Below are 23,528 nucleotides of genomic sequence, written 5' to 3'. Positions count from 1 at the left end.
AAGACCATGACCCGCCACCGGCTTTCCTGCAGTCTGCTCGCCCTGACCCTCGCTGCCGGCTTCACCCAGGCCGCCCCCCAGATCCCCGAGCGCCTGGCCAAGGCGTCCAAGATCACCTATTGCGGCGCCCTCGATACCCCGCCGATCGGCTTCTTCGACGAAGCCCAGAAGCCTAAGGGCCTCACCGTCGACCTCGGCGCCGAGATCGCCAAGCGCCTCGGCGACAAGAAGGTCGACTGGCGCGTGGTGCCCTTCTCGGGCCTGATCCCGGCGCTGCTGGCCGGTCAGTGCGACCTGCTGATCGACCAGCTGTTCGACAAGCCCGAGCGCCGCCAGGTGATCGACATCGTCAACTACATGTACTCCAGCCAGGCGGTGGTGGTGCCGGCCGGCAACAAGACCGGCATCCATACCCTGGATGACCTCACCGGCAAGAAGGTGGCGGTGCTCAACGGCTCCACCATTCGCACCCTGCTCGACGCCCACAACGAAGAACTGAAGAAGGCCGGCAAGGCGCCCATGAAGCTGGTGGCCTACAACAGCGACACCGACGCCTTCCAGGCCCTGCGCCTGGGCCAGACCGACGCCTACGGCACCACGGTGGAAACCGCCGCCTACTACCAGGGCGTGGCGCCCGGCCAATTCGAGACCGGCGTGCCGGCCTTCGCCCGCATCCTCACCGGGATCGGCGTGCGCAAGGACGATAGCCAGCTCAGCGCCGCCCTCACCCAGATCCTCGCCGACATGAAGGCCGATGGCAGCTACGCCGCCCTCATGGCCAAGTGGCACCTGGAAGGCGACAAGCTCGATTAAGGGACGGTCACGATGAACTTCAGCTGGGATGTGTTCTGGCAGTACCTGCTGCACCCGAGCGACGTCTACCTCTACGGCCTCGGGCTGACCTGCGTCATCGCCGTCGGCGCCATGCTGCTGGGTTGCGCGCTCGGCCTGCTGGCGGCGCTGGCACGGCTGTCGCGCTACCGGGCGCTGCAATACCCGGTGCGCTTCTATGTCTGGCTGATGCGCGGCACGCCGCTGCTGGTGCAGATCGTCTTCCTCTACACGGCCCTGGCGGCCGGCGGCATCTTCCGCTTCGAGGACCTGGACCTGGGTTTCCTGGTGATCCCGGGCAACATCCAGGCGGCCATCATCGCCCTGGGTCTCAATGAAGGCGCCTACATGGCCGAGATCATCCGCGCCGGCATCGGTGCGGTGGATCGCGGCCAGTACGAGGCGGCGCGCTCCCTAGGCATGACGCCGGCCAAGCTGATGCGGCGCATCGTGCTGCCCCAGGCGCTGCGGGTGATCATTCCGCCGCTCGGCAACGAGTTCAACGTGATGCTCAAGAACACCACCCTGGTCAGCGTCATCGGGGTGCAGGAGCTGCTGCTCAGCACCCAGATGATCACCTCGGCGACCTTTCGCGTCTTCGAGCTGTACCTGGTGGTGGCCATCTACTTCCTGGTCCTGACCACTCTCTGGGGCTTCTTCCAGGCCTGGCTGGAGCGGCGCTTCGGCAAGGCCGACGGTCACAGACCCACCGCCACCGGCCGGCTGTTCAGCCTGCAGGGCTTCAAGCTACGGGGACGCTTGCCATGACGACCACGCAAGAACCCGTGATCCAGGCGCTGGAGGTGCACAAGGCCTTCGGCGAGCTGGACATTCTCAAGGGCGTGAGCCTGGAGGTGCGCCGCGGCGAGGTGGTGGTGCTGATCGGCGCCTCCGGCTCCGGCAAGACCACCTTCATCCGCTGCCTCAACCATCTGGAGGACATCCAGGGCGGCACCATCCGCGTCAACGGCGAGCTGATGGGCTTTCGCGAGCGTCCCGATGGATCGAGGGTCAAGGACTCCGAGCGCAACATCGCCCGCCGCCGCCGCGACATCGGCATGGTGTTCCAGAGGTTCAATCTGTTCCCGCACATGACGGTGCTGGAAAACATCATCGAGGCCCCGATCCAGGTGCTCGGCGTGGCGCGCGCCGCCGCCGTGGAGCAGGCCCGCGCCCTGCTCGCCCGGGTGCGACTGTCCGACAAGGCCGACCACTATCCGGCGCAACTCTCCGGCGGCCAGCAGCAGCGCGTGGCCATCGCCCGCGCCCTGGCCATGAAGCCCCAGGCCATGCTGTTCGACGAACCCACCAGCGCCCTCGACCCGGAAACCGTCGGCGAGGTGCTGCAGGTGATGAAGGAACTGGCCGAGGACGGCATGACCATGGTGGTGGTGACCCACGAGATGGGCTTCGCCCGCGAGGTGGCCGATCGCGTGGTGGTGCTGCACCAGGGCGAACTGATTGAGGAAGGCCCGCCCGCCCAGGTGTTCGGCAATCCCACCCATCCGCGCACCCGCGAATTCCTCAGTCGCGTGCTCTGAGCCGACGCACGCCGCTACCCGATTGAAGACGAAGAGCCCGCCATGCTGAATTTCTCCGCCCACGACTACCCCTACGCCTCGCAACGCCAGAGCGTCTTCGCGCGCAATGGCATGGTCGCCACCTCCCAGCCGCTGGCCGCCGAGGCCGGCATCGCCATGCTGCGCCAGGGCGGCAACGCCATCGACGCGGCCATCGCCACCGCCGCGGCCCTGACCGTGGTGGAACCCACCGGCAATGCCATCGGCGGCGATGCCTTCGCCCTGGTCTGGGTCAAGGACAGGCTGCACGGCCTGGACGCCAGCGGTCATGCCCCGGCCAGCCTCGACATCGCCACGGTCAAGGCCGCTGGCCACGAACGCATGCCAGTGCACGGCTGGCTGCCGGTCACGGTGCCGGGCTGTCCGGCGGCCTGGGCCGAGTTGTCGCGGCGCTTCGGCAAGCTGCCCTTCGCCACCCTGTTCGAGCCCGCCATCGCCCTGGCCCGCGATGGCTTCCCGGTCTCGCCGGTGGTCGCCCACCAGTGGCGCATCGCCCAGGCCGAGTACCAGGCCAGCCGGGATAAGTCGCCCGAACTGGAAGCCTGGTTCGACACCTTCCTCATCGACGGCAAGGCCCCGGTCGCCGGCCAGCTGTTTCGCAATCCGGCACAGGCGCGCACCCTGGAAGACCTGGCGCAGACCCGCTGCGAAAGCTTCTACCGCGGCGCCCTCGCCCAACGCCTGGCCGCCCATGCCGCCGCGACCGGCGGCCACCTGACCGCCGCTGACCTGGCCGGCTACCAGCCGCGCTGGGTCGAGCCGATCAAGGTCGACTACCGTGGCTATCAGGTGTGGGAGATCCCGCCGAGCGGCCAGGGCCTGATCGCCCTCATGACCCTGAACATCCTCCAGGGTTACGACTTCGACCAGCGCGACAGCCAGCTCACCTGGCACCGCCAGCTGGAGGCTATGAAGAAGGCCTATGCCGACGGCCTGCACTACATCACCGATCCCGAGCACATGAGGGTCGCCGCCAGCGTCCTGCTGGACGACGCCTATGCCGAGCGCCGTCGCGCCGAGATCACCGACCAGGCCCAGCCGCCGCTGCACGGCGATCCCCAGGCCAGTGGCACCGTCTACATCGCCACCGCCGATGGCGAGGGCAACATGGTGTCCTTCATCCAGAGCGCCTACCACGGCTTCGGCTCCGGCGTGGTGCTACCCGACAGCGGCATCGGCCTGCAGAATCGCGGCTCGGAATTCAGCCTGGATGCCGCGCATTCCAACGCCCTGGCGCCGGGCAAGCAGACCTTCCACACCATCATCCCGGGCTTTTTGACCCGGGGTGACGTGCCCATCGGACCCTTTGGCGTCATGGGGGGCTACATGCAGCCCCAGGGGCATGTGCAGATGGTGATGAACCTGGTGGACTTCGGCCTGAATCCGCAGGCGGCGCTGGATGCGCCGCGCTGGCAATGGCTGGGGGAGATGAAGGTCGGCATCGAGCAGGCGGCTTCCCGCGCCCTGGCCAGTGGCCTGGCGCGGCGCGGCCACCAGATCGAGATCGCCCACGACTCCACCGACTTCGGTCGCGGCCAGATCATCGTCCGCGATCCGGAAACCGGCGTGCTCTGCGGCGGCACCGAGCCGCGCGCGGATTCCCATATCGCGGTCTGCTGACCGCTGGGAAGGCCCCGCCCCGCTACGGGCGGGGCGCTACCTCAGAGCGCGATGCCGGCAGCCCTGGCCCGCGCCGCGTGCAGCTTGCGATAGCTGTCGATCAGTCGCAGGTGCTTGTCGATGCCTTCCAACTTGAGGCTGGTGGGCGTCAGGCCGTGGAAGCGCACCTCGCCCGAAACCGAACCCAGGGCGGCGTCCAGTCGCTCATTGCCGAACATGCGCCGGAAGTTGACCTCGAAGTCGGCCAGTTCCAGTTCGTCGTCCATCTCCACTTCCAGCACCGCATTGAGCGCCTGGTAGAACAGGCCGCGCTCCAGGGTGTTGTCGTTGAACTGGAGGAAGGTCTCGACCTCTTCCTTGGCCTCTTCGAACTGCTGCAGCGCCAGGTGGATGAGCAGCTTGAGTTCCAGCAGGGTCAACTGGCCCCAGACGGTGTTCTCGTCGAATTCCACGCCGATCAGGGTGGCGATGCGGGTGTAGTCGTCCACCTGGGTATCGTCCAGGCGTTCGAGCAGGGATTCCAGGGCCGCATCGTCCAGGCGGTGCAGGTTGAGGATGTCCTCGCGCACCGGCAGGGCCTTGTTGGTGTTGTCCCAGATCAGGTCCTCGACCGGATAGATCTCCGAGTAGCCCGGCACCAGGATGCGACAGGCCGGCGCGCCCAGTTCCTCGTACACCGCCATGTAGGCTTCCAGGTCCCGCTCGGCGAGGATGCCGAACAGGGTGGCGGCCTCCTGGGCGGTGGCGTCTTCACCCTCGCTGGAAAAGTCCCAGTCGACGAACTCGTGATCGGCCTTGGCGCTGAAGAAGCGCCAGGAGACCAGGCCACTGGAGTCGATGAAGTGCTCGACGAAGTTGTTGGGCTCCATCAGCGCCTGGCTTTCGAAGGTCGGCTGCGGTAGGTCGTTCAAGCCCTCGAAGCTGCGACCCTGCAACAGCTCGGTGAGGCTGCGCTCCAGGGCGATCTCCAGGCGCGGATGGGCACCGAAGGAGGCGAACACTCCACCGGTGCGCGGATTCATCAGGGTCACGCACATCACCGGGAATTCACCACCCAGGGAGGCGTCCTTGACCAGTACCGGGAAGCCCTGGGCTTCCAGGCCGCGGATGCCCTCGACGATGGCGGGATAGCGGGCCAATACCTCTTCAGGCACATCCGGCAGCGCCAGCTCGCCTTCGAGGATCTCGCGCTTCACCGCCCGCTCGAAGATTTCCGACAGACACTGCACCTGGGCTTCGGCCAGGGTGTTGCCGGCGCTCATGCCGTTGCTGAGGTAGAGGTTCTCGATCAGGTTCGAGGGGAAGTACACCACCTCGCCATCGGACTGGCGCACGAAGGGCAGCGCGCAGATGCCGCGCGCCACGTTGCCGGAGTTGGTGTCGTGCAGGTGCGAGGCGCGCAGTTCGCCTTCCGGGTCGTAGAGCTTGCGGCAGTAGCGGTCGAGGATCTCCCGGGGCAGCGCGTCCTTGGGCCCCGTCTGGAACCAGCGTTCGTCGGGGTGGTGGACGAAGGCGGCGTTGCCGATGGCCTCGCCCCAGTACTGGTCGTTGTAGAAGAAGTTGCAGTTGAGGCGCTCGATGAATTCGCCCAGCGCCGAGGCCAGGGCCGCTTCCTTGGTTGCGCCCTTGCCATTGGTGAAGCACAGCGCCGACTGCACATCGCGCAGGTGCAGCGACCAGACGTTGGGCACGATGTTGCGCCAGGAGGCGATCTCCACCTTCATGCCCAGCTCGGCGAGGATGCCGGAGAGCTTGGCGATGGTCTCTTCCAGCGGCCGGTCCTTGCCGGGGATGTAGGTCTGGCGGGTGCCATCGCTGGGCAGCAGCAGGGCCTGGGCATCGGCGTCGAGGCTTTCCACCGCCTCGATGATGAAGTCCGGACCGGCCTGCACCGCCTTCTTCACCGTGCAGCGATCGATGGATCTGAGGATGCCCTGGCGGTCCTTGTCGGACAGATCGGCGGGCAGCTCGACCTGGATCTTGAAGGTCTGCTTGTAGCGATTCTCCGGGTCGACGATGTTGCTTTGCGCCAGGCGGATGTTATCGGTGGGGATGTCGCGGGTCTGGCAATAGAGCTTGACGAAATAGGCCGCGCAGAGCGCCGAGGACGCCAGGAAATAGTCGAAGGGCCCCGGGGCCGAGCCGTCACCCTTGTAGCGGATGGGCTGATCGGCGATCACCGAGAAGTCGTCGAACTTGGCCTCGAGCCTCAGGTTGTCGAGAAAATTGACCTTGATTTCCATGCACAGCATTCCGGTTTGGAGACAGAGTGGCCGCCATTATCCGGACAAAGGGCGGCGGGTGATACGCAGGCTGTCGTCTCGCCGCCAGCGGACTCCGCTAGTCCAGCCGAAAGATGCCGTCCGGATAGCGCGCGCAGAGGAAATCGACGAAGGCCCTGACCTTGGGGCTCTGCAGTCGCCGCGAGGTGTGCAGCACCCAGAGTTCGGTCTCGCCGGCCTGGGTGCCCCAGCGGCTGAGCGCGCCCTGGTCCAGCTGCCGTTGCACCAGGGACAGCGGCAACAGCGCCGCACCCGCCCCGGCGAGCACCGCCTCGCGGATGGTCAACAGCGAGGTCAGCTGCACCACCGGCTGGGGCAGAAAGCGCGCCCCGTCCTCCGCGAGCGTCCAGACCTCGCCGTCGCCATGGCCGGGCATGACCACCGCCGGCAGGGGCATGGGTTCGGCAGCGGATTCCGGGGGGCGATCGAGGCCAGGTGCTGCCACCAGCACCCTTCGATCCCGGGCGAAACAGCGCCCCACCAGGCGGCTATCGACCGCCGGATTGATGCGGATGGCCAGGTCGAAATGCTCGTCCACCAGCTCGGCCAGGCGATCTTCGCCCACCGCTTCGATCAGGATCTCCGGATACTGCTGGCGAAAATCCGCACTCAGACGTCCCAGCGCCACCTGGGAAAACAGCAGCGGCGCCGCGATGCGCAACCGCCCACGCGGCACCGCCACCCCCTCCTGCACCGCTGCCACCGCCTCCTGCACTTCGCGCAGCGGCCCCAGGGTCCGGGCCGCCAGCTCGGCACCGGCCGGCGTCAGCAGCAGGCTGCGCCCACCCCGCTCGATCAGCCTGACGCCCAGGGCCTCTTCCAGCTCGGCCAGCCGCCGCGACAGGCTGGCCTTGGGTCGGCCACTGGCGCGACTGGCCTTGCCGATGCCACCGTGGGTGGCGATGAGCTGGAAGTCGAAGAGCAGACTGAAGTCCAAGGCAGTGTCTCGATTATGGAACGAAGTGTTCCTATTTTAGCGGCTATTGACTCAAGGTGAGACGACTTAAGGTGGCTCCACCCCTCACCCACCTGGAGTTACCGACATGACCATCCTCGTCACTGGCGCCACCGGCCGCGTAGGCCGCCACCTCGTGCAACAACTCGTGCAGCGCGATGCCAAGGTCCGGGTAATGACCCGCAACCCGGCCAGCGCCGATTTTCCTGCCACCGTCGAGGTCATGCAGGGCGACCTGCTCGATCTCGCCGCCCTGCGCCGCGCCTTCAGCGGCGTTTCCACCCTCTTCCTGCTCAACGCCGTGACCGGCGACGAATTCACCCAGGCACTCATCACCCTCAACATCGCCCGGGAGAGCGGCGTCGAGCGGGTCGTCTATCTCTCGGTCTTCGGCGCCGACAGCGCGGTCAACGTGCCGCACTTCGCGGTGAAGTTCGGCGCCGAACGCATGCTGGCGGCCATGGGCTTTGGCGCCACCATCCTGCGGCCCAGCTATTTCATCGACAACGAAGCCATGCTCAAGGACGTCATCCTGCAGCACGGGATCTATCCCATGCCTCTCGGCGGCAAGGGCGTGGCCATGGTCGACGTCCGGGACATCGCCGAGGTCGCCGCCCTCGAACTCATCCGCCGCGACCAGGCGCCGGCCCGGCTGCCCAGCACGACGCTCAACCTGGTCGGCCCGGACAGCCTCACCGGCGAGGGCGCCGCGGCGATCTGGAGCGAACTGCTGGGCCGCCCCATCCATTACGCCGGCGACGATCCCCAGGGCTTCGAGCAGAACATGGCGACCTTCATGCCGGCCTGGATGGCCTACGAGATGAGGCTCATGGCCGAGCGCTATGTCAGCGACGGCATGCTGCCGCAACCCGGCGACCGCGAGCGGCTGGTGCAGATGCTGGGGCGCCCGCTGCACGGCTATCGCGACTTCGCCCGGACGCTGATCGGCTGACGGGTACCACCCTGGCGCGGATCAACGCGCTACATCACGCTTGCCGGAGAGACAATATACATTATATAAATATGTATATTGTCATCGCTCAGGCGTGCTTATGACGACTCTTCCTACCCAACCCTCCCCCGGCGCGGCCCTCTCTGCCCAGGATATGCACGTCCGCGCCCGGGAGGTGGCCGCCCTGCTCAAGACCCTGGCGCATCCGGTTCGCCTGCTGCTGGCCTGCGCCCTGGCCGAAGGCGAGTACGCGGTCGGCGAACTGGAAGCCCGCCTGGACATCCACCAGCCCACCCTTTCCCAGCAACTCGGCGTGCTGCGCGAAGCCGGCTTGGTCACCACCCGCCGCGAGGCCAAGCAAATCTTCTACCGCCTCACCGAAGACAAGGCCGCCCAGCTGCTGCAGGCGCTCTACCAGATCTTCTGCCAAGCGCAGGACACGCCAGCATGACCCTCGCCGCCGATCTCCCTGCCCTGGCGGGCGGACTGCTGCTGGGTGTGGCGGTCAGCCTGCTGTTGCTGGTCAACGGCCGGATCGCCGGCATCAGCGGCATCTTTGGTCGGTTGCTGGGCGGCCAGCAGGTCGGCACCGGTCTGGTTTTCCTGCTGGGCCTGGTCCTGGGTCCGCTGCTGGTGCGCGGTCTGCACGACCTCCCCCAGCCGACCGTGAACGCGACCTGGCCGACAGTGCTGCTGGCCGGGCTGCTGGTGGGCTTCGGCACCCGGCTGGGCTCGGGCTGCACCTCGGGTCATGGCATCCTCGGCGTGGCCCGAGGGTCGCGCCGCTCGCTGGCTGCGACCGCCGTCTTCCTGCTCCTTGGACTGGCGACCGCCACCCTGGGTGGGTTGCTACGATGATGCTCTGGCGGCTGGTCATCACGCTGCTGGCCGGTCTGCTCTTCGGCAGTGGCCTGGCACTCTCGGGGATGCTCGATCCCGCCCGCGTACTGGGTTTTCTCGACCTCGCCAGCGGCCACTGGGACCCCAGCCTGCTGCTCGTCCTGGGTGGCGCCCTGCTGGTTGCCCTGCCCGCCGTTCAGCTGCAGCGTCGACTCAGCCGCCCTCTGCTTGACACCCGATTCCAGCTGCCGCTATTGGCACCCATCGACCGCCGCCTGCTACTGGGCGCAGCGCTCTTCGGCCTGGGCTGGGGTCTGGCAGGCCTCTGCCCGGGCCCGGCGCTGGCGGCGCTGGGGCTGGGTATCGCGAAGATCTATGGCTTCGTCGCAGCCCTGGTCGCGGGGATGATGCTGCACGACCGTGGTCTGGCCGGACGCGAGACGGCGGCGCCCAAGGCCTGAGCGCCAGGTACTTCGCGCGTGGGGCGCGGTCCAAAGTAGGGACGCGCGGCGCTTCAGCCTGTGTCTCCCTCGCCCAGGAGCATCCCATGTGTGGCCGTTTCGCCCAGTACCGCTATGCCCTCGACTACCTGGACGCCCTGGGCGCCCAGCCCGCGGACGTCCGCACCGGCCTGGAGCCCCGCGCCCTGGGTCGCTACAACGTGGCGCCCGGCACCCGGGTTCAGCTGCTCCACCAGCAGGCCGATGGCCTGCACCTGGATCCGGTGCGCTGGGGCTACCAGCCCGCCTGGGCGCGCCAGGCCAAGCGGCCGCCGGTGATCAACGCGCGCGTGGAGACGGCGGCCACCAGCCGAATGTTTCGCGGCCTCTGGCAAAGAGGCCGCGCCTTGGTCATCGCCGATGGCTGGTACGAATGGAAGAAGGATTCCGCCGATCCCAAGCTCAAGCAGCCCTACTTCATCAGGCTGAAATCCGGCGAACCGCTGTTCTTTGCCGCCATCGGCCACTTCCGCCCGGCCGACCAGGCACCTCAGGACGATGACGGCTTCGTCATCATCACGGCTGCCTCCGACGCCGGCATGGTCGACATCCACGACCGCCGCCCGCTGGTCCTGCCACCCGCCGTGGCGCGCGAATGGCTGGACCCCGAGCTGCCCATGGAACGCGCCAGCGAGATCGGCGAGGTCGAGGGTACGCCGGTGGACGCCTTCGACTGGTACCCGGTGGGCAAGGCCGTGGGCAGCGTGAAGAACGATGGACCCGAGTTGCTGGAGCGGATCGCCGAGCCGCTGGTGTAGGCGCTGCCCCATGTCCGCCTCGTCCCCCAGCCGGCGGCACAGTGGGTTCGCCCCTGCGGCCTCCTGCCCTTGGCAACCGGACCAGCAAGGCGCCCGGAGCAAAGCTGGCGCAGCCTTGCCAACGCCGGAGTGCCCAGCGCACGATACGCTGGGAGTCGCCGTTATAATCACGGGATAGCCCTTGCCATGACCTAGTTGCAAGAGGCGTTCATATCCAAGCGTTTTTCTTCCGGCAACGACCCAGGTCCCATGAAAATCATACTGATGCGCCACGGCAAGCCGGCGCTGGAGAACTACCGTGCCGTCGCCGCGCGAGACATGGTCGACTGGATCGCGGACTATGATCGGTCCGATATAGGCACGGATGCCGCCACTCCGGAGGCGATAGCCGCGGCCAGGGATATCGGCCTGGCAGCCACCAGCACTGCACCACGCGCCCTGACTTCTCTCGCCGCATTGGGCAAGGCGCCAGCCATCGAGGACACGACCTTTCGCGAGGCGGCACTGCCCGTGGTGAGCGTTCCGCTGCTAAGCCTGTCACCCTTCACCTGGGCCTTCGTCTTTCGTCTGCTGTGGCTGTGCGGAGTGGCGAAAGACTCCGAGTCCTATGCCCAGGCGAAACAGCGGTCGAGACAGGCAGCAGACAAGCTCGCCGCCCTGGCCGGTGGCCCGGACAGCATATTGCTGCTGGGCCACGGCTTCATGAATCGACTGATCGCCAGGCAGTTGCTACGCCAAGGCTGGCTAGAAGTCAGCAAGACCGGCAGTGGCTACTGGGGCTTTGCCGTCTATGAAAAGGCGGAATAACGGGGCGGACTAGGCCGGCACCCGTATCGCGCTTTCCTCCCGCTGCCGCGCCAGGTCGCGATAGCCGGCGGCCGGGTGCTCCGCCGGCAGCCGCGGGCCGGCGCTGCCGAGCTTTTCGCGCAGGGTCCCCGGCTGATAGGCGCGCTTGTAGACGCCGCGCCGTTGCAGCTCGGGGACCAGCAAGTCCACCACGTCGGCAAAGGTCTCGTGGGTCACGGCATAGGCCAGGTTGAAACCATCCACGTCGGTCTCCTCAACCCAGCTCTGCAACTCGTCCGCCACCGTCGCCGGACTGCCTACCAACAGCGGCCCGAAGCCGCCGATGCCGACCCAGTCGGCCAGTTCCTGCACCGTCCATTGCTTGCCGGGATCGGCGGTGGAAAAGGCCTCCACGGCGGACTGGATGGCATTGGTGTGCAGGTGCTTGAGGACCTGGTCCGGGCGGTAGGCGGCGAAGTCGATACCGGTCCAGCCGGAGATCAGGGTCAGGGCGCCTTCGTAGCTCACGTAGCCCTTGTAGTCCTGCCACTTGGCCCGCGCCTGGGCATCGGTTTCGCCGACGATGACCGTCTGCAGGTTGAAGATCAGCACCTGGCGCGGATCGCGACCGGCCTCGGCAGCCCGGCGGCGGATATCGGCCACGGTTTTCTTCAGCACCGTCTTGGACGGGGCGGCGACGAAGACGCATTCGGCGTGCTCGGCGGCGAATTGCCGGCCACGGCTGCTGGCGCCGGCCTGGTAGAGCACGGGCGTGCGCTGCGGCGAGGGTTCGCAGAGGTGATAGCCGGGCACCTGGAAGTGCCGCCCGTGGTGGCCGATGGGATGCACCTTGGCCGGATCGGTGAAGCGGCCGGAGGCGCGGTCGCGCAGCACCGCGCCCTCTTCCCAGCTGCCTTCCAGCAGCTTGTAGACCACCTGCAGGTATTCCTCGGCGTAGTCGTAGCGGGCATCGTGATCGGCCTGCGCGGACTGGCCGAGGTTGCGCGCGCCGCTTTCCAGATAGGAGGTGACGATGTTCCAGCCGATGCGCCCCCGGGTCAGGTGATCCAGGGTGGAAAGCCGCCGGGCGAAGGGATAGGGATGCTCGAAGCTCAGGGAGGCGGTGAGGCCGAAACCCAGGTGACGGGTCACCGCCGCCATGGGGGTGATCAGCGCCAGGGGATCGTTGACCGGCACCTGGGTGGCCTCGCGCAGGGTCGCCGCCGGGCCGCCGCCATAGACGTCGTAGAGGCCGAGCACATCGGCGATGAACAGGCCATCGAACAGCCCGCGTTCGAGCAGTTGCGCCAGCTCCGTCCAGTATTCGAGGTCCTTGTACTCCCAGGAGCGGTCGCGCGGATGGCGCCACAGTCCGGGCGACTGGTGGGCCACGCAATTCATGTCGAAGGCATTGAGGCGTATTTCGCGGGACATGGGGACTCCTAGCGCGACGCGTCGCGGCGCCGTGCCAATTGGTTGAGGGTCAGCACCAGCAGGATCAGCAGCCCGGTGGCCACCTGCTGCCAGTAGAAATTCCAGCCCACCATCAGCAGGCCGTTGGCGGCCACCGCCAGCAACAGCACGCCCAGCAGGCTGCCAGGGACATTGGGCCGGCCGTGGCGATTGAGGCTGGCGCCGATGAAGACGGCGCCGATGCCGTTGATAAGGTAGGCATTGCCCGAGAGCGGCACATAGGCATCGATACGCAGCGCCAGCAGGATGCCGGCGACCGCCGCCGCCAGGGCCGTGGCCAGGCAGGTCCAGAGCGCCAGGCGGCGCAGCGCCAACCCCGAATGACGCGCCACCAGCGGCTGGCTGCCCAGGGCCAGCAGCGCGCGGCCCAGGCGTCCGCGCGCCAGTACCACCCCGTAGAGCAGTGCCAGCAGCGCCACCGCCCAGACCGCCGCCGGTGCGCCCAGCCAGCTGCTCGCGGGGGGTCGGAATTCGGGTTTGAGGTAGAGCGGCAGGCCGCCCTCGGACAGCAGCTGTTGCAGGCTGGTACCGATGAACAGCACGCCCAGGCTGGCCAGGAACGGCGACAGCCCCACGCCGGCCACCAGCAGGGCGTTGGCCAGCCCCACCAGCAAGCCCAGCCCCACCCCGCCAGCGAGCGCCACGGCGAGTGGCCAACCGGCGTTGAGCAGGGCGATGCAACCGAAGGCCGCCAGATCCAGGGCGATGCCCACCGAAAGATCGATGCCGCCCGCGGCGATGGCGTAGGTCAACCCCAGGGCCACCAGCGCCGGGACCAGGCCATTGTTCAGCAACAGACTGAGCAGGTTGCCCTGGCTGAGAAAGCCGGGCGCGGCCAGGGCGAAGACCACCACCAGCGCCAGGAACAGCAGCGGCAACGCCAGGCGCAGACCGGACCGGCCGAGGGCAAGGGTCGCGTTCATCGATGGCCCTCCTGGCGCAGGCTGGCCGCGGCCACCACCAGCAGGATCAGCGTGCCCTGGACGCCATTGACCAGGAAGCTGCTCACCCCGAGCAACTGAAAGCCATTGCCAAGCATCCCCACCAGCAGGGCCGCCAGCAGGGTGCCGCCGACGCTGGGTTGCGAGCGCCAGGAGAACACCGTGCCGAGAAAGGCGATGGCCACCACCGGCAGCAGCAACTCGCCCGAACCCGGGGTGCTGCCACTGAACCAGGCGACCGACAGCAGCGCCGCCAGGCCCGCGCAGCCGCCGGCCAGCAGATAGCTGGAAAACACCAGCCCGCGCACCGGTAGACCCGCCGCGCGGGCCGCCTCGGGATGGTCGCCCACCGCCGCCAGGCGCAGCCCATAGGGGGTGCGCTGCAGGAGCACCGCCAGCGCCAGAGCGGTCAGCAGCAGCACCCAACCCGCGGCCGGTATGCCCAGCCAGCTGCCGAGGCCCAGTAGATCCAGCCAGCGCGCACTGGCCGGCAGCACGGTATTCTCGCTCAGCACCAGTTCCAGACCGGTTACCACGTTAAGACTGGCCAGGGTGGCCAGCAGCGGCGGCAGGCCCAGCAGGGTCACCGTCAGGCCGTTGAGCGCCCCCACCAGCAGCCCGCAGACCAGGGTCAGGCCAATGGCCAGCGGCGCGCCGTAGCCGGCGTTGACCAGGGTCGCCTGTAACGCCGCGCAGAGTCCGAGATTGGCCGCCAGCGACAGGTCCAGGCCACCGGCAAGCACGTTACCTCCGCCGCCGACGATCACCAGGGTCAGGCCGAGGGCGAGAATGCCGGGAATGGCGGCCTGGGCCAGGATGTTGGCCAGATTGCCGGCGCCGAGAAAGCCCGGTGCGCGCCAGGCGAACAGGACCGCGATCACTGCGAAGGCCAGCAGCGCACCATGGCGCCAGAGGTCCGGGCGCCAGGTCGGGACCGGGATCGACAACCGCTCAGGAGGCGAGGCCAAGATCCGCCCTCCGCTGCTGTCTGGCGGGCCACTCACGGGCGCCGGTGGCGGCGGCCAGAAGCTCCTCCGCCGTCAACTCGGCCGCCGGGCGTGCCGGCAGCAGGCGGCCGCGGTGCATCACGTGGATGCGGTCGCAGAGATTGAGCAATTCGGGCAGATCCACCGACAGGATCAGGACGCCGGCGCCCTGCTCCACCAGCCGGGCGACCTGGCGATAGAGTTCGGCGCGGGCGGCGAGATCGATGCCCACGCTGGGTTCGTCGAGCAGATAGAGCCGCGCGTCCCGGGCCAGCCATTTGCCCAGGGCGACCTTCTGCTGGTTGCCGCCGCTGAGATGACGCACCGGCGTCTCCAGATCCGGGGTACGGATGTCCAGCGCCTCGCGTAGCCGTAGCGCCGCCTGGCGTTCGGCGCCTGGCCGGCGGAGACCGAACCAGCTGAAACGTTCCAGGGCGGCCAGCGTTAGATTCTCGGTCACGGTGAGATCAAGGGCCACGCCCTGCTGGCGGCGATTCTCCGGCAACAACGCCAGTCCTGCTCGCACCGCCGCGCGGGGACTGGCGAAGCGGTGCGGGCGACCGTCCAGCAGCAACTCGCCCTCGGCTACCGGCAACAGACCGAACAGCGTCTTGAGCAGCTCCTTGGCACCGGAGCCCACCAGGCCGGCGATTCCGACCACCTCGCCACGGCGCACCTGCACGTCGACCTCGGCGAAGGCCCCCGGACGGCCCAGCCTGCGGGTCTCCAGCAGCACCTCGCCTGGCGCGGTCCGGGCCTTGGGATAGGCCTCACCCAGGTCCCTGTTGATCATCAACCGCGCCATGGCCGCTGCCGGCGTCACGCTGGGCGTCACCTCGGCCACCACCCGGCCGCCACGCAATACCGTGGCGCGATCGCAAAGGCGCTCGACCTCCTGCAGGTAATGGGACACATAGAGCAGGGCCAGCCCCTGGTCGCGCAACTGGCGCAGCAGGGTCAGCAGGCGCTCCACCTCGCCATGGGCCAGGGCCACCGTGGGTTCGTCGAGCACCAGCACCTCCGGCGTGCCGAGCAGCGCCCGACTGATCTGCAGCAGTTGCTGTTCGGCGCTGCTCAGGTCCGCCACCCGGGTTCGCGCGCGGCAGTCCAGGCCGAAACGCTCGGCCAGCAACCGCTCCGCCGCCCGTTCCTGCCCACGGCGATCCAGCAGCGGGCCGAGGCGCCGCTCCTGCCCGAAGAACAGCGCCTCGGCCAGGGTGAAGTTGGGCGGCAGCAGCCGCTCCTGGTGGATGATGGCGATGCCACGGCGGGCCAACTCGCGCGGCCCGACGCCCGTCAGGACTTCACCATGCAGGCGCAGCGCCCCGGTGTCGGGCGTCACCAGGCCGCCGAGCACCTTGATCAGGGTGGACTTGCCGGCACCGTTCTCGCCGATCAGGCCGTGGATCTCGCCGGCCCTCAGGGTCAGGTCCACACCGTCCAGCGCCCGGGTGGCGCCATAACGCCGGGAGATACCCTGCAGTTCGAGGATCGCCCTGCTCATGGATCACCTCGCAGCGCCGCGACCTGACTCAGGTTGCCAGGGGTGGTGAGCAGGGTCGCCACATGGGTCTCCCTAGGCAGGTCGCGCGCACCGGCCAGATAGCGGGCGACGTTCTGCACCGCGGTCCGGCCCATCAGCGCCGGTTGCTGGGCGACCACCGCGCCGACCGGACTGTCGCCGCGCTTGAGCAACTCCAGCACCTCGGGCGTGCCGTCGACGCCATAGGTCTTGATCTCGGTGCGGCCCGCTTCGATCAGCGCCTGGCTGGCGCCGAGCTGGGGAATGTCCCAGGCCGACCAGATGGCGGCGATCTGCCCCTTGGGATACTTGTTGAGTAGCGCCGCGATCTGGCCACGGGCGTCCTGCACGGTGTTGGGAATCACGTCGCGCAACTCGGGCTGGATGATCTTCAGTCCCGGATGGGCGTCGAGTACCTTGCGCAACTCGGCGTAGCGGATGGCGCAGACCGGCACGCCCTGGAAGCCGTTGAACACCAGGATGTCACCCTTGGCGCCGGTGTCCTTTGCCAGTTGCTCGGCCAGCTCCCGCCCAGCGGCGGCGTTGTCCGAGGTGGTGTTGTTGAGGCTGTACTGGGAGGGCGCATCGATGGTGAACAGCGGAATGCCGGCCGCCTGGATGCGGCGCAGCCAGGGGTCTATCACGCTCAGGGTGCCCAGGGTCTGGATCACCGCGTCCGGCTTCTGGGTCACCAGGGTCTGCAGCTGGGTCACCAGATTCTTGTCGTTGCGACCGGCGTCCAGGGTGATGGGCGTGCCGCCCAGCCGCTTGACCTCTTCCACCTGGGCCTGGAAGGCCTTGAGATCGAAGTAGTGACTGGTGCCGGTCATGCTGATGGCGATGCGCTTGCCGGCCAGCGACGGGATCTCGTCGGCAGCCGCCAGCGCGGTCGTGGCCAGCAGCGGCATTAGCAGGAGGGAACGAAGCAGTGTACGCAGTGACATGGCAGTCCTTTTCTAGTCGGTGATCGTCAGGTGGTGCTCGCCCAGCAGGCGCCGGAGGTCGCGAACGCTCGGCCCGGGCTGACGGGGCGCCGGGGCGTCCGTCAGCCATTCGCGCTTGAGTTCGGCCGCAAGCTGGCGGGCATGGTCGGCAGCCAGGCGCGCCTGGATCTGGCGTATCGGGGCGTCTTCGCTGCGGTGCGGTCGCTGCAGGGCGCGGGCGGCGGCCAGGCGCACCTGGAGGTCACCCACCGCGGCGATCACCAGCGGATCGCGGGCGCGGGCGTCCAGGGGCAGCGCCTCGCGCAGGTCAGCGAGCACCTGGTCGGCGAAGGCGAGTTCGGCGTGGATGGCAGGGGCGAGATCGGTCATGGCATCAGTTCCAGGCGTGACGGGGCGGCTCGACGCCGTTGAGCAGGTGGTTGCCGATCAGGTGATACTTCCAGCGCACCGGATCGTGCAGGGTATGGGTGCGGGCATTGCGCCAATGGCGGTCATGGCCGAAGCGCGCCGAGACGCTACGGGTGCCGCCCAGCTCGCAGAGGCGATTGGCGGCGGCCAGGGCGATCTCGGTGGAGGCGATCTTGGCCTGCCCCACCACCACCGAGGCCTCGGCGACGCTGGCCGCGGAGGGCGCCGCCAGAGCCCGGTCGACGGCGGCGCCGGCGTCTTCCAGCAAGGCCTCGGCGGCGGCCAGCCGCCAGCTCAGGTCGCCGATCAGCGCCTGGCTCAGCGGATCCTGCCAGCCGTGCTCGAGTCCGCTGTCGGTCCAGGGCCGCGCCACCCGGGCAGCCGCTAGGGTGGCGGCAAAGGCGCCGCGGGCGATGCCGACGTCCACCGCCGCCTGGATGATCTGGGACACCGGGCCGTCCGCCGTCGGCCGTTCGAAGGCCTTCCAGGCCGGCAGCACCGCGCTGCGCCGGACACTGACGCCCTTGAGTTGCACCCGGCCACTGGCGGTGGTGCGCTGGCCAAAGCCGTCCCAGTCGTCGATCACCGTCAGGCCACCGGCATCGCGCGGGACCAGGGCGAGATGAGCCAAGCCCTCCTCGTCCAGCGCCACCGTGGGGACCACATGGGCGAACAGCGCGCCGGTGCAATAGGCCTTCTCGCCATCGATCCAGGCGGTGTCCCCGGTAAAGCGGATGCGCGTCTCGAACTGGGTAACGGTCTTGCTGCGCGCCTCGGAGAAGGCGTTGCCGAAGCGATAGCCCTGGAGCACCAGGCCGAGGTAGTGGCGCTGCTGGTCCGGACTGCCGGTCAGCAGCAGGTTGTTGACCACGCCCAGGTGATTCTGCGGCAGCTGACCCAGGGAGGGATCGGCCGCGGAGACCCGGGCGATGACTTCCGCCACGGTGCCGAAGCCCACCCCGGCGCCGCCGAACGACCGCGGCACGGTGATGGCCCAGAGACCACTGGCCGAGAAACGCTCGATCTCGGCCCAGGGCAGGCGCCGCTCCTGATCGCGACTGAGCGCTTCGCGGGCGAAATCCTCCGCCAGCGCCGCCGCGGCATCGAGGACCTCGGTGGCGTCGCGCAACACGGTGGCGGGACGTTCGGGTAAGGCGCGGGTAACGGCAGTGAGCGAGGGGGCGACGGCCATGCAGGGACTCCCTTAAAGGTGGCCCCTGAGCTGGAGCACATGCCGTGCCAGCGCGAAAATCTCGCTATATCAGTGACTTAAGTGAAAACCTCGCCGCCTGGAAGTCCCAGACCGAACAGTTCCCCGGACAACTGTTGCCCAGGGAACAGCCCGGATGGCCGAACGCGGGCAGTCGCGCAAGCCCGTCCCCGTGCGCTCCTCAACCCGCCGGATTCAACATCTCGCTGATCTTGTTCGCCAGCGCATCGATGGCGAAGGGCTTGGTGATGATCTCCATGTTGGCAGCGAGATAGCCCTCCACGTTCGAGCCTTCCGCATAGCCGGTCGCCAGCAGCACCTTGAGTTCCGGGCGGTTGGCCTGGGCCAGATCGGCCAGCTGGCGGCCATTCATGCCGGGCAGGCCCACGTCGGAGATCATCAGATCGATGCGCTGGGGATTTTCCAGGAACGGCATGGCTTCCTGGGCATTCCCGGCTTCGAGGGTCTGATAGCCGAGTTCGCCCAGCACTTCCACGATCAGCGACCGCACCACGGCCTCATCCTCGACGACCAGCACCACCTCGCCGACGCCGAGGGGAGCGCTGCGGCTTTCTTCGCTGGGCAGGATGTCCAGGTCACCGCCCAGGCACGGCATGTACAGTTGCACCTGGGTGCCCTTCCCCGGCTGGGACAGGATGCGGACCCCGCCGTTGGCCTGACGCATATAGCCATACACCATGGACAGCCCCAGGCCCGTCCCCTGCCCGATCGGCTTGGTCGTATAGAAGGGCTCGAACACCTTGGCCAGCACCTCGGGCGTCATTCCCACCCCGGTATCGGCCACGGTAAGCGTCACGTAATCACCCTCGGCCAGATCCATCGCGGCACCCTCTTCCGGCGTGAGATGCACGGCTGCAGTGGTGATGGTGATGGTGCCGCCATCCGGCATGGCATCGCGGGCGTTGATGGCCAGGTTGATCACGGCGCTTTCCAGCTGGTTGGCGTCCATCCGCACCAGCGCCAGGCCCGCGGCCAGGTGCGTGGTGACGGTGATGTCTTCCCGGGTGGTGCGGTGCAGCAGGTCCTCCAGGGACGCCACCAGGGGATTGACCTCGAGCGGTTTCAGATCGAGGGTCTGGCGTCGGGAAAAGGCCAGCAGCCGCTGGGTAAGGGCCGCCGCGCGTTGCGCCGAGGTGACCGCCGCCGTGATGTAGCGCTCGTCATTCGTCTCGTCACCGCTGCGCCGACGCCGCTGCATCAGCTCCAGACTGCCGATGACCCCGGTGAGCAGATTGTTGAAATCATGGGCGATACCCCCGGTGAGCTGACCCACGGCCTCCATCTTCTGCGCCTGGTGCAGGGTGTCTTCCACGCGGGAACGCTCCGCCACCTCGGCCGCGACCCGCGCCTCGAGCGTTTCATTGAGGTCGGACAAGGCCTTTTCCGCCTGCTTGCGCGCGGTGATGTCCGCGCAGGTGCCGGTGACGTAGGACGGGTTGCCGGCGGCATCCCGGAAGACCTTGCCCTTGCTCAGGAGCCACTGTCTGCCTGCGTCGCGCTTCAGGCGAAACTCCACGACGAAATCCTTGCCATGGACGCATTCCGCCAGCGCTGCTCTGACGATGCCCCGGTCAGCGACATGCACATGGTCGAGGAAGCGCTCGACGGGTTCCGAGGTCAGGACGTCCGGCAAGCCGAACAGCTGCTGCAAGGCACTATCGCAATAGAAGCTGTGTTCATCGATGTACCAGTCGAAAATGCCTGCCTCGGAGGCCAGAAGGGCAGCGCGAAAGCGCTCGTCGGCAAGCTTCAGATGGGTGCGGGAATGTTGCTCGGCCAGCACCTGGTCAGTGACGTCTTCGGTCTGGTGGATGATGTAGCGAACCTCGCCCCGGTCATCCAGCACCGGGACATTCAGCGGACTCCAGTAACGGACCTCGAAACCACCCCCCTCGCTGGCTGGCCGGGGAATGTCGTACTTGGTGATCGCCATGCGATCCGGTTTGCCGGTCTGCACCACCCGCTCCAGCGAGGCCCGCAGCACACCGGCGCCGAACTCCGACTGCCCGTCCGGGTTGCGGCCGAACACCTCGAAAATCGAGCGACCTATGCAGTCCTCCCGTCGGGTATTGGTACCGCGAACCCGCCCTTCGTTGGCCGCCACCATGATGAAATCGGGACCAGGCGTCAGTACCAGGACCAGGTGAGGCAGCGCCTCGAACAGCAGCTGAAAGTTTGGATCTTGACTCATTGTTACCTGCATGGGGCTTGTCATCTCTGAGCGCGCGGCGCTCGGATCGATGCCTCGCGGAAGCTGGAGGCACCGTCATCTGTACTCTTTCTGTGGAGGAATGGATCAGGGCTCAGTTCAAACAGGGAGACGAATCGCCCGTTCCGCGCACCGGGCATCCGTCGGTAGATAGAGGGTGAACACCTGAGACTGGGACGGCCCTACCGCTCTCGGCAGCTGCCCCAAAAGGATCGGTACCGGCGGATTCTACCGTTGCGCTTGGCGACAACGGATTCCTGCAGGCGGGCCTTTCCGATCACAGCTACGGCTTTCTGGACGAGCTGCGCTCAGCGGGTCCTTGGTCGTCCGAAAACCGCCCGTGGGACCGCCGGGGTGGCGGTCGGCTGGCCCCGCCCTCGCCCTCAGCGTCCGCTTCCCGCCAATCCGCCAAACCGCCGCCGGTAATCCCCCGGGCTCAGCCCCACGACCCGGGTAAAGACCTTGCGGAAGGCGCCTGGATCGCTGTAGCCGACCTCCCAGGCGACCCGTTCGAGCGGCAGGCGGCTGGCCTGCAGCAACTCGCGGGCACGGCCGACGCGCAGTTGCTGGCCGTAGGCGGTGGTGGTCATGCCGGTGGCCTGGCGAAAGCGGCGCAGAAAGGTACGAGGTTCCAGTCCGGCGCGTTGGGCCAGGGTGTCCAGGGCGAGGTCCTGGGCGCCGGTCGCCAGCAGCCATTCCTGTACGGCGAGGATGGCACTGTCGCCGTGGTTCAGGCGCGGCGAAAAGGCGCTGTAGTAGCGCTGCTGTCGGCCAGGCGGGTCGATGACCAGGGTCCGCGCGGTGTCGAGCATCCGCCTGGCGCCCAGGTAGCGGTCGACCAGGCGCAGACCGAGATCGGTCCAGGCCATGAGGCCGCCGGCGGTGACCAAGTCCTCGCCGTCGATGAGGAGTTGATCGGCGTCCAGGCACACGGCGGGGAAACGTGTGCTGAAGCGCTCGACATGCAGCCAGTGGGTGGTGGCGGTACGGCCATCGAGCAGACCGGTTTCCGCCAGCAGGAAGGCACCGGCACAGATCGAGGCCAGGCGCACGCCCGCGCCATGCTGCAAGCGCAACCAGTCACGATAGGGCGCGGCGGCGGCCGGTGAAATCGGCTCGGCCAGACTGGGCGGCAGGATCAGCACCTGGGGCGCGCCGCTTGCCCCGGGCAGGGAATCGTAGACCCGCCTGGGCAGCGTCTCGCCCTCCTCCAGCCGCCAGTGGCTGACGCGCAACCGCGGGCGCTCGGCATCCTCCGCGGTCCCGGTGAGGCGCCCGGCGATCTCGAACAGATCGGTGAGGCCATGGACCGTCGCCAGCTGCACGCCGGGATAAAGCAGCAGGCCGAGTTCGATCGGTGGTTGATCGTGCATGTGTCGCTGGCGCCCCTGAAGTTGTCGGTCACGCCCCTTCGCCGGCGGGCGCGGTTGGCCAATCATGGCCGGACCCAAAACCTGAAGCATCTTCCGAGAGGCTGGACATGAGCAAGCACGCCGTCGTCGTCATCGATCTGCAGAACGAGTACCTCCCCCGCGGCAAACTGCCCCTCAGCGGCATCGAGGCCGCGGTCGCCAATGCCGCGCGGATCATCGCCCACGCCCGTGACCAGGGCGTGCCGGTGATCCATGTGCAGCATCTGTCGCTGAGCGCCGAGGCGCCGATCTTCGTACCCGGCAGCGATGGCGTCGAGATCCAGGCCGCCGTCGTGCCCCGCGCCGGCGAACCGGTGGTGGTGAAGCACTATCCCAATGCCTTTCGCGAAACCAATCTCAGGCAGCTGCTGGACGAGCGCGGTATCGAATCGCTGGTAGTGGTGGGCGCCATGAGCCATATGTGCATCGACGCCGGCGTCCGCGCCGCGGCCGATCTGGGCTACGCCGTGACCGTGATCCATGACGCCTGCGCCACCCTGGATCTGGACTTCAACGGGGTCCGGGTGCCGGCGGCCCAGGTGCACGCCGCCCTGATGGCGGCGCTGGCCTTCGCCTATGCGAGCCTGGCGTCCACCGACGCCTATCTCGCCGGCCAGGGCACTGCGGCGCCCGAAGCGCCTTAAGGCACGCCCTGGTCAACCAGCTCCAGCCGCGCGACCCGGGTGCCGGGCGACAGCAGCGCGCCCGGCGCGATGACCGCATTGGCGCCCAGCCGGCAATCGTCGCCGATCAGGGCGCCGAACTTGATCACCCCGGTGTCTATCACCCGGTCTCCGTGGCGGATGCGGATGACCGCGCCGTCACTTTCATTGCGGTAGTTGGCGACGATGGCGCCCGCCTCCAGATTCACCCCGCTGCCGATCAGCGAATCCCCGACGAAATTGAAGTGGGCGAGCTTGCTGCCGTCCAGCAGCAGGCTGCTCTTCAGCTCGCAGGCGGGCCCCACCACGCAGTGGGCGCCCAGATGAACACCGCCGCGCAGATAGGCGCCCGCCGCCACCAGGGTGCCGGGCCCGATGATGACCGGCCCCTTGAGCACCGCGCCCGCCTCCACCACCGCGGTCTCATGGATAGCGCTGTCGCCCTGGCGCCGATAGCCGGGACCGAGCCGCGCCAGCAGCAGCCTGACCTGCTGCTCGCAGGCACCGGTTAGCGTCCAGGGCGGGGCAGCTTCCAGGCGCAGGCTGGGCCAGGCGGCGATGAAGGTGGCGATATCCAGATCAGGCATGGCGGGCCTCGGCAGTGGTGAAACGCCTGCCGATTCTGACCTGAGTCCC

23 protein-coding genes are annotated in these 23,528 nt (G+C 67.9%); 11 read left to right on the top strand and 12 right to left on the bottom strand.

The genetic code is table 11. The annotated features are described in order from the left end of the window. Positions 1-6 precede the first annotated feature (6 nt). From PSEK12I1_RS0115280 to PSEK12I1_RS0115265, 4 genes are read left to right on the top strand one after another with little or no spacing between them, the layout of a single operon-like run. The gene (locus PSEK12I1_RS0115280; RefSeq protein ID WP_027602099.1) at positions 7-813 is read left to right on the top strand and encodes an ABC transporter substrate-binding protein; all 807 of its coding nucleotides are present in this window, start codon (positions 7-9) and stop codon (positions 811-813) included. Positions 814-825: 12 nt separating this feature from the next. Next, complete coding sequence (locus tag PSEK12I1_RS0115275; protein WP_027602098.1) at positions 826-1,599, top strand: amino acid ABC transporter permease; 774 nt, start codon at positions 826-828, stop codon at positions 1,597-1,599. Then, complete coding sequence (locus PSEK12I1_RS0115270) at positions 1,596-2,372, top strand: amino acid ABC transporter ATP-binding protein (protein ID WP_027602097.1); 777 nt, start codon at positions 1,596-1,598, stop codon at positions 2,370-2,372. Before PSEK12I1_RS0115275 ends, PSEK12I1_RS0115270 begins: the two co-directional genes overlap by 4 nt. Positions 2,373-2,414: 42 nt before the next feature. Beyond that, positions 2,415-4,031, top strand: coding sequence for a gamma-glutamyltransferase family protein (locus PSEK12I1_RS0115265; RefSeq protein ID WP_027602096.1), 1,617 nt, complete (start codon positions 2,415-2,417; stop codon positions 4,029-4,031). Between the two features lie 41 nt (positions 4,032-4,072). Here the strand turns inward: PSEK12I1_RS0115265 and PSEK12I1_RS0115260 are convergent, their stop codons facing one another. Beyond that, complete coding sequence (locus PSEK12I1_RS0115260) at positions 4,073-6,274, bottom strand: OsmC domain/YcaO domain-containing protein (RefSeq protein WP_027602095.1); 2,202 nt, start codon at positions 6,272-6,274, stop codon at positions 4,073-4,075. A 97-nt stretch (positions 6,275-6,371) separates the two neighbouring features. Further along, positions 6,372-7,250 carry a LysR family transcriptional regulator gene (locus tag PSEK12I1_RS0115255; RefSeq protein WP_027602094.1) on the bottom strand — a complete coding sequence of 293 codons (879 nt, stop codon included), beginning with the start codon at positions 7,248-7,250 and terminating at the stop codon, positions 6,372-6,374. Between the two features lie 106 nt (positions 7,251-7,356). Between PSEK12I1_RS0115255 and PSEK12I1_RS0115250 the strand changes: the two genes are divergently transcribed. The 6 genes from PSEK12I1_RS0115250 to PSEK12I1_RS0115225 all read left to right on the top strand — a co-directional run bounded on the left by PSEK12I1_RS0115250 (position 7,357) and on the right by PSEK12I1_RS0115225 (position 11,125). Further along, complete coding sequence (locus PSEK12I1_RS0115250) at positions 7,357-8,220, top strand: SDR family oxidoreductase (RefSeq protein ID WP_027602093.1); 864 nt, start codon at positions 7,357-7,359, stop codon at positions 8,218-8,220. 100 nt (positions 8,221-8,320) lie between these two features. Then, positions 8,321-8,671, top strand: coding sequence for a sulfite-sensing transcriptional repressor BigR (gene bigR / locus PSEK12I1_RS0115245; protein WP_027602092.1), 351 nt, complete (start codon positions 8,321-8,323; stop codon positions 8,669-8,671). Then, complete coding sequence (locus PSEK12I1_RS0115240; RefSeq protein WP_027602091.1) at positions 8,668-9,078, top strand: YeeE/YedE family protein; 411 nt, start codon at positions 8,668-8,670, stop codon at positions 9,076-9,078. Before bigR ends, PSEK12I1_RS0115240 begins: the two co-directional genes overlap by 4 nt. Continuing rightward, the gene (locus tag PSEK12I1_RS0115235; protein ID WP_027602090.1) at positions 9,075-9,521 is read left to right on the top strand and encodes a DUF6691 family protein; all 447 of its coding nucleotides are present in this window, start codon (positions 9,075-9,077) and stop codon (positions 9,519-9,521) included. Before PSEK12I1_RS0115240 ends, PSEK12I1_RS0115235 begins: the two co-directional genes overlap by 4 nt. Positions 9,522-9,607: 86 nt before the next feature. Further along, positions 9,608-10,318, top strand: a complete 711-nt coding sequence (locus PSEK12I1_RS0115230; protein WP_027599618.1) for an SOS response-associated peptidase family protein — start codon at positions 9,608-9,610, stop codon at positions 10,316-10,318. A 249-nt stretch (positions 10,319-10,567) separates the two neighbouring features. Beyond that, on the top strand, positions 10,568-11,125 hold the full coding sequence (locus tag PSEK12I1_RS0115225) for a histidine phosphatase family protein (protein ID WP_037007007.1): 558 nt from the start codon (positions 10,568-10,570) through the stop codon (positions 11,123-11,125). 9 nt (positions 11,126-11,134) lie between these two features. Here the strand turns inward: PSEK12I1_RS0115225 and PSEK12I1_RS0115220 are convergent, their stop codons facing one another. The 9 genes from PSEK12I1_RS0115220 to PSEK12I1_RS0115180 form a co-directional block, all read right to left on the bottom strand. Continuing rightward, positions 11,135-12,538, bottom strand: coding sequence for an LLM class flavin-dependent oxidoreductase (locus PSEK12I1_RS0115220; protein WP_027602088.1), 1,404 nt, complete (start codon positions 12,536-12,538; stop codon positions 11,135-11,137). 8 nt (positions 12,539-12,546) lie between these two features. After that, positions 12,547-13,500 carry a branched-chain amino acid ABC transporter permease gene (locus PSEK12I1_RS0115215; protein ID WP_027602087.1) on the bottom strand — a complete coding sequence of 318 codons (954 nt, stop codon included), beginning with the start codon at positions 13,498-13,500 and terminating at the stop codon, positions 12,547-12,549. Next, positions 13,497-14,486 (bottom strand): ABC transporter permease, encoded by a 990-nt coding sequence (locus PSEK12I1_RS0115210; RefSeq protein ID WP_081737496.1) that lies wholly within the window; start codon positions 14,484-14,486, stop codon positions 13,497-13,499. Before PSEK12I1_RS0115210 ends, PSEK12I1_RS0115215 begins: the two co-directional genes overlap by 4 nt. Continuing rightward, the gene (locus tag PSEK12I1_RS0115205) at positions 14,470-16,008 is read right to left on the bottom strand and encodes a sugar ABC transporter ATP-binding protein (protein ID WP_027602085.1); all 1,539 of its coding nucleotides are present in this window, start codon (positions 16,006-16,008) and stop codon (positions 14,470-14,472) included. Before PSEK12I1_RS0115205 ends, PSEK12I1_RS0115210 begins: the two co-directional genes overlap by 17 nt. Beyond that, a complete protein-coding gene (locus PSEK12I1_RS0115200; protein ID WP_027599624.1) occupies positions 16,005-16,970 on the bottom strand; it encodes a sugar ABC transporter substrate-binding protein in 966 nt (321 codons plus the stop codon). The genes PSEK12I1_RS0115205 and PSEK12I1_RS0115200 overlap by 4 nt, the downstream gene beginning before the upstream one ends. A 12-nt stretch (positions 16,971-16,982) precedes the next feature. Then, complete coding sequence (locus PSEK12I1_RS0115195; RefSeq protein ID WP_027602084.1) at positions 16,983-17,339, bottom strand: hypothetical protein; 357 nt, start codon at positions 17,337-17,339, stop codon at positions 16,983-16,985. 4 nt (positions 17,340-17,343) lie between these two features. After that, complete coding sequence (locus tag PSEK12I1_RS0115190) at positions 17,344-18,570, bottom strand: SfnB family sulfur acquisition oxidoreductase (RefSeq protein ID WP_027602083.1); 1,227 nt, start codon at positions 18,568-18,570, stop codon at positions 17,344-17,346. A gap of 199 nt (positions 18,571-18,769) precedes the next feature. Next, positions 18,770-20,800: a PAS domain-containing sensor histidine kinase gene (locus tag PSEK12I1_RS0115185; protein WP_027602082.1), complete on the bottom strand. Its 2,031-nt coding sequence runs from the start codon at positions 20,798-20,800 to the stop codon at positions 18,770-18,772. Between the two features lie 401 nt (positions 20,801-21,201). Next, positions 21,202-22,191: a GlxA family transcriptional regulator gene (locus tag PSEK12I1_RS0115180; RefSeq protein WP_027602081.1), complete on the bottom strand. Its 990-nt coding sequence runs from the start codon at positions 22,189-22,191 to the stop codon at positions 21,202-21,204. A 107-nt stretch (positions 22,192-22,298) separates the two neighbouring features. Between PSEK12I1_RS0115180 and PSEK12I1_RS0115175 the strand changes: the two genes are divergently transcribed. Further along, on the top strand, positions 22,299-22,874 hold the full coding sequence (locus PSEK12I1_RS0115175; RefSeq protein ID WP_027602080.1) for a cysteine hydrolase family protein: 576 nt from the start codon (positions 22,299-22,301) through the stop codon (positions 22,872-22,874). Here the strand turns inward: PSEK12I1_RS0115175 and PSEK12I1_RS0115170 are convergent. Continuing rightward, positions 22,871-23,479 carry a DapH/DapD/GlmU-related protein gene (locus PSEK12I1_RS0115170; RefSeq protein WP_027602079.1) on the bottom strand — a complete coding sequence of 203 codons (609 nt, stop codon included), beginning with the start codon at positions 23,477-23,479 and terminating at the stop codon, positions 22,871-22,873. The genes PSEK12I1_RS0115175 and PSEK12I1_RS0115170 overlap by 4 nt on opposite strands. Positions 23,480-23,528: the final 49 nt, after the last annotated feature.

This window comes from Pseudomonas sp. MOIL14HWK12:I1 (assembly GCF_000510705.1).
GTDB classification, from domain to species: Bacteria; Pseudomonadota; Gammaproteobacteria; order Pseudomonadales; family Pseudomonadaceae; genus Chryseomonas; species Chryseomonas oryzihabitans.
This window is presented reverse-complemented; position numbering and strand designations above follow the sequence as displayed.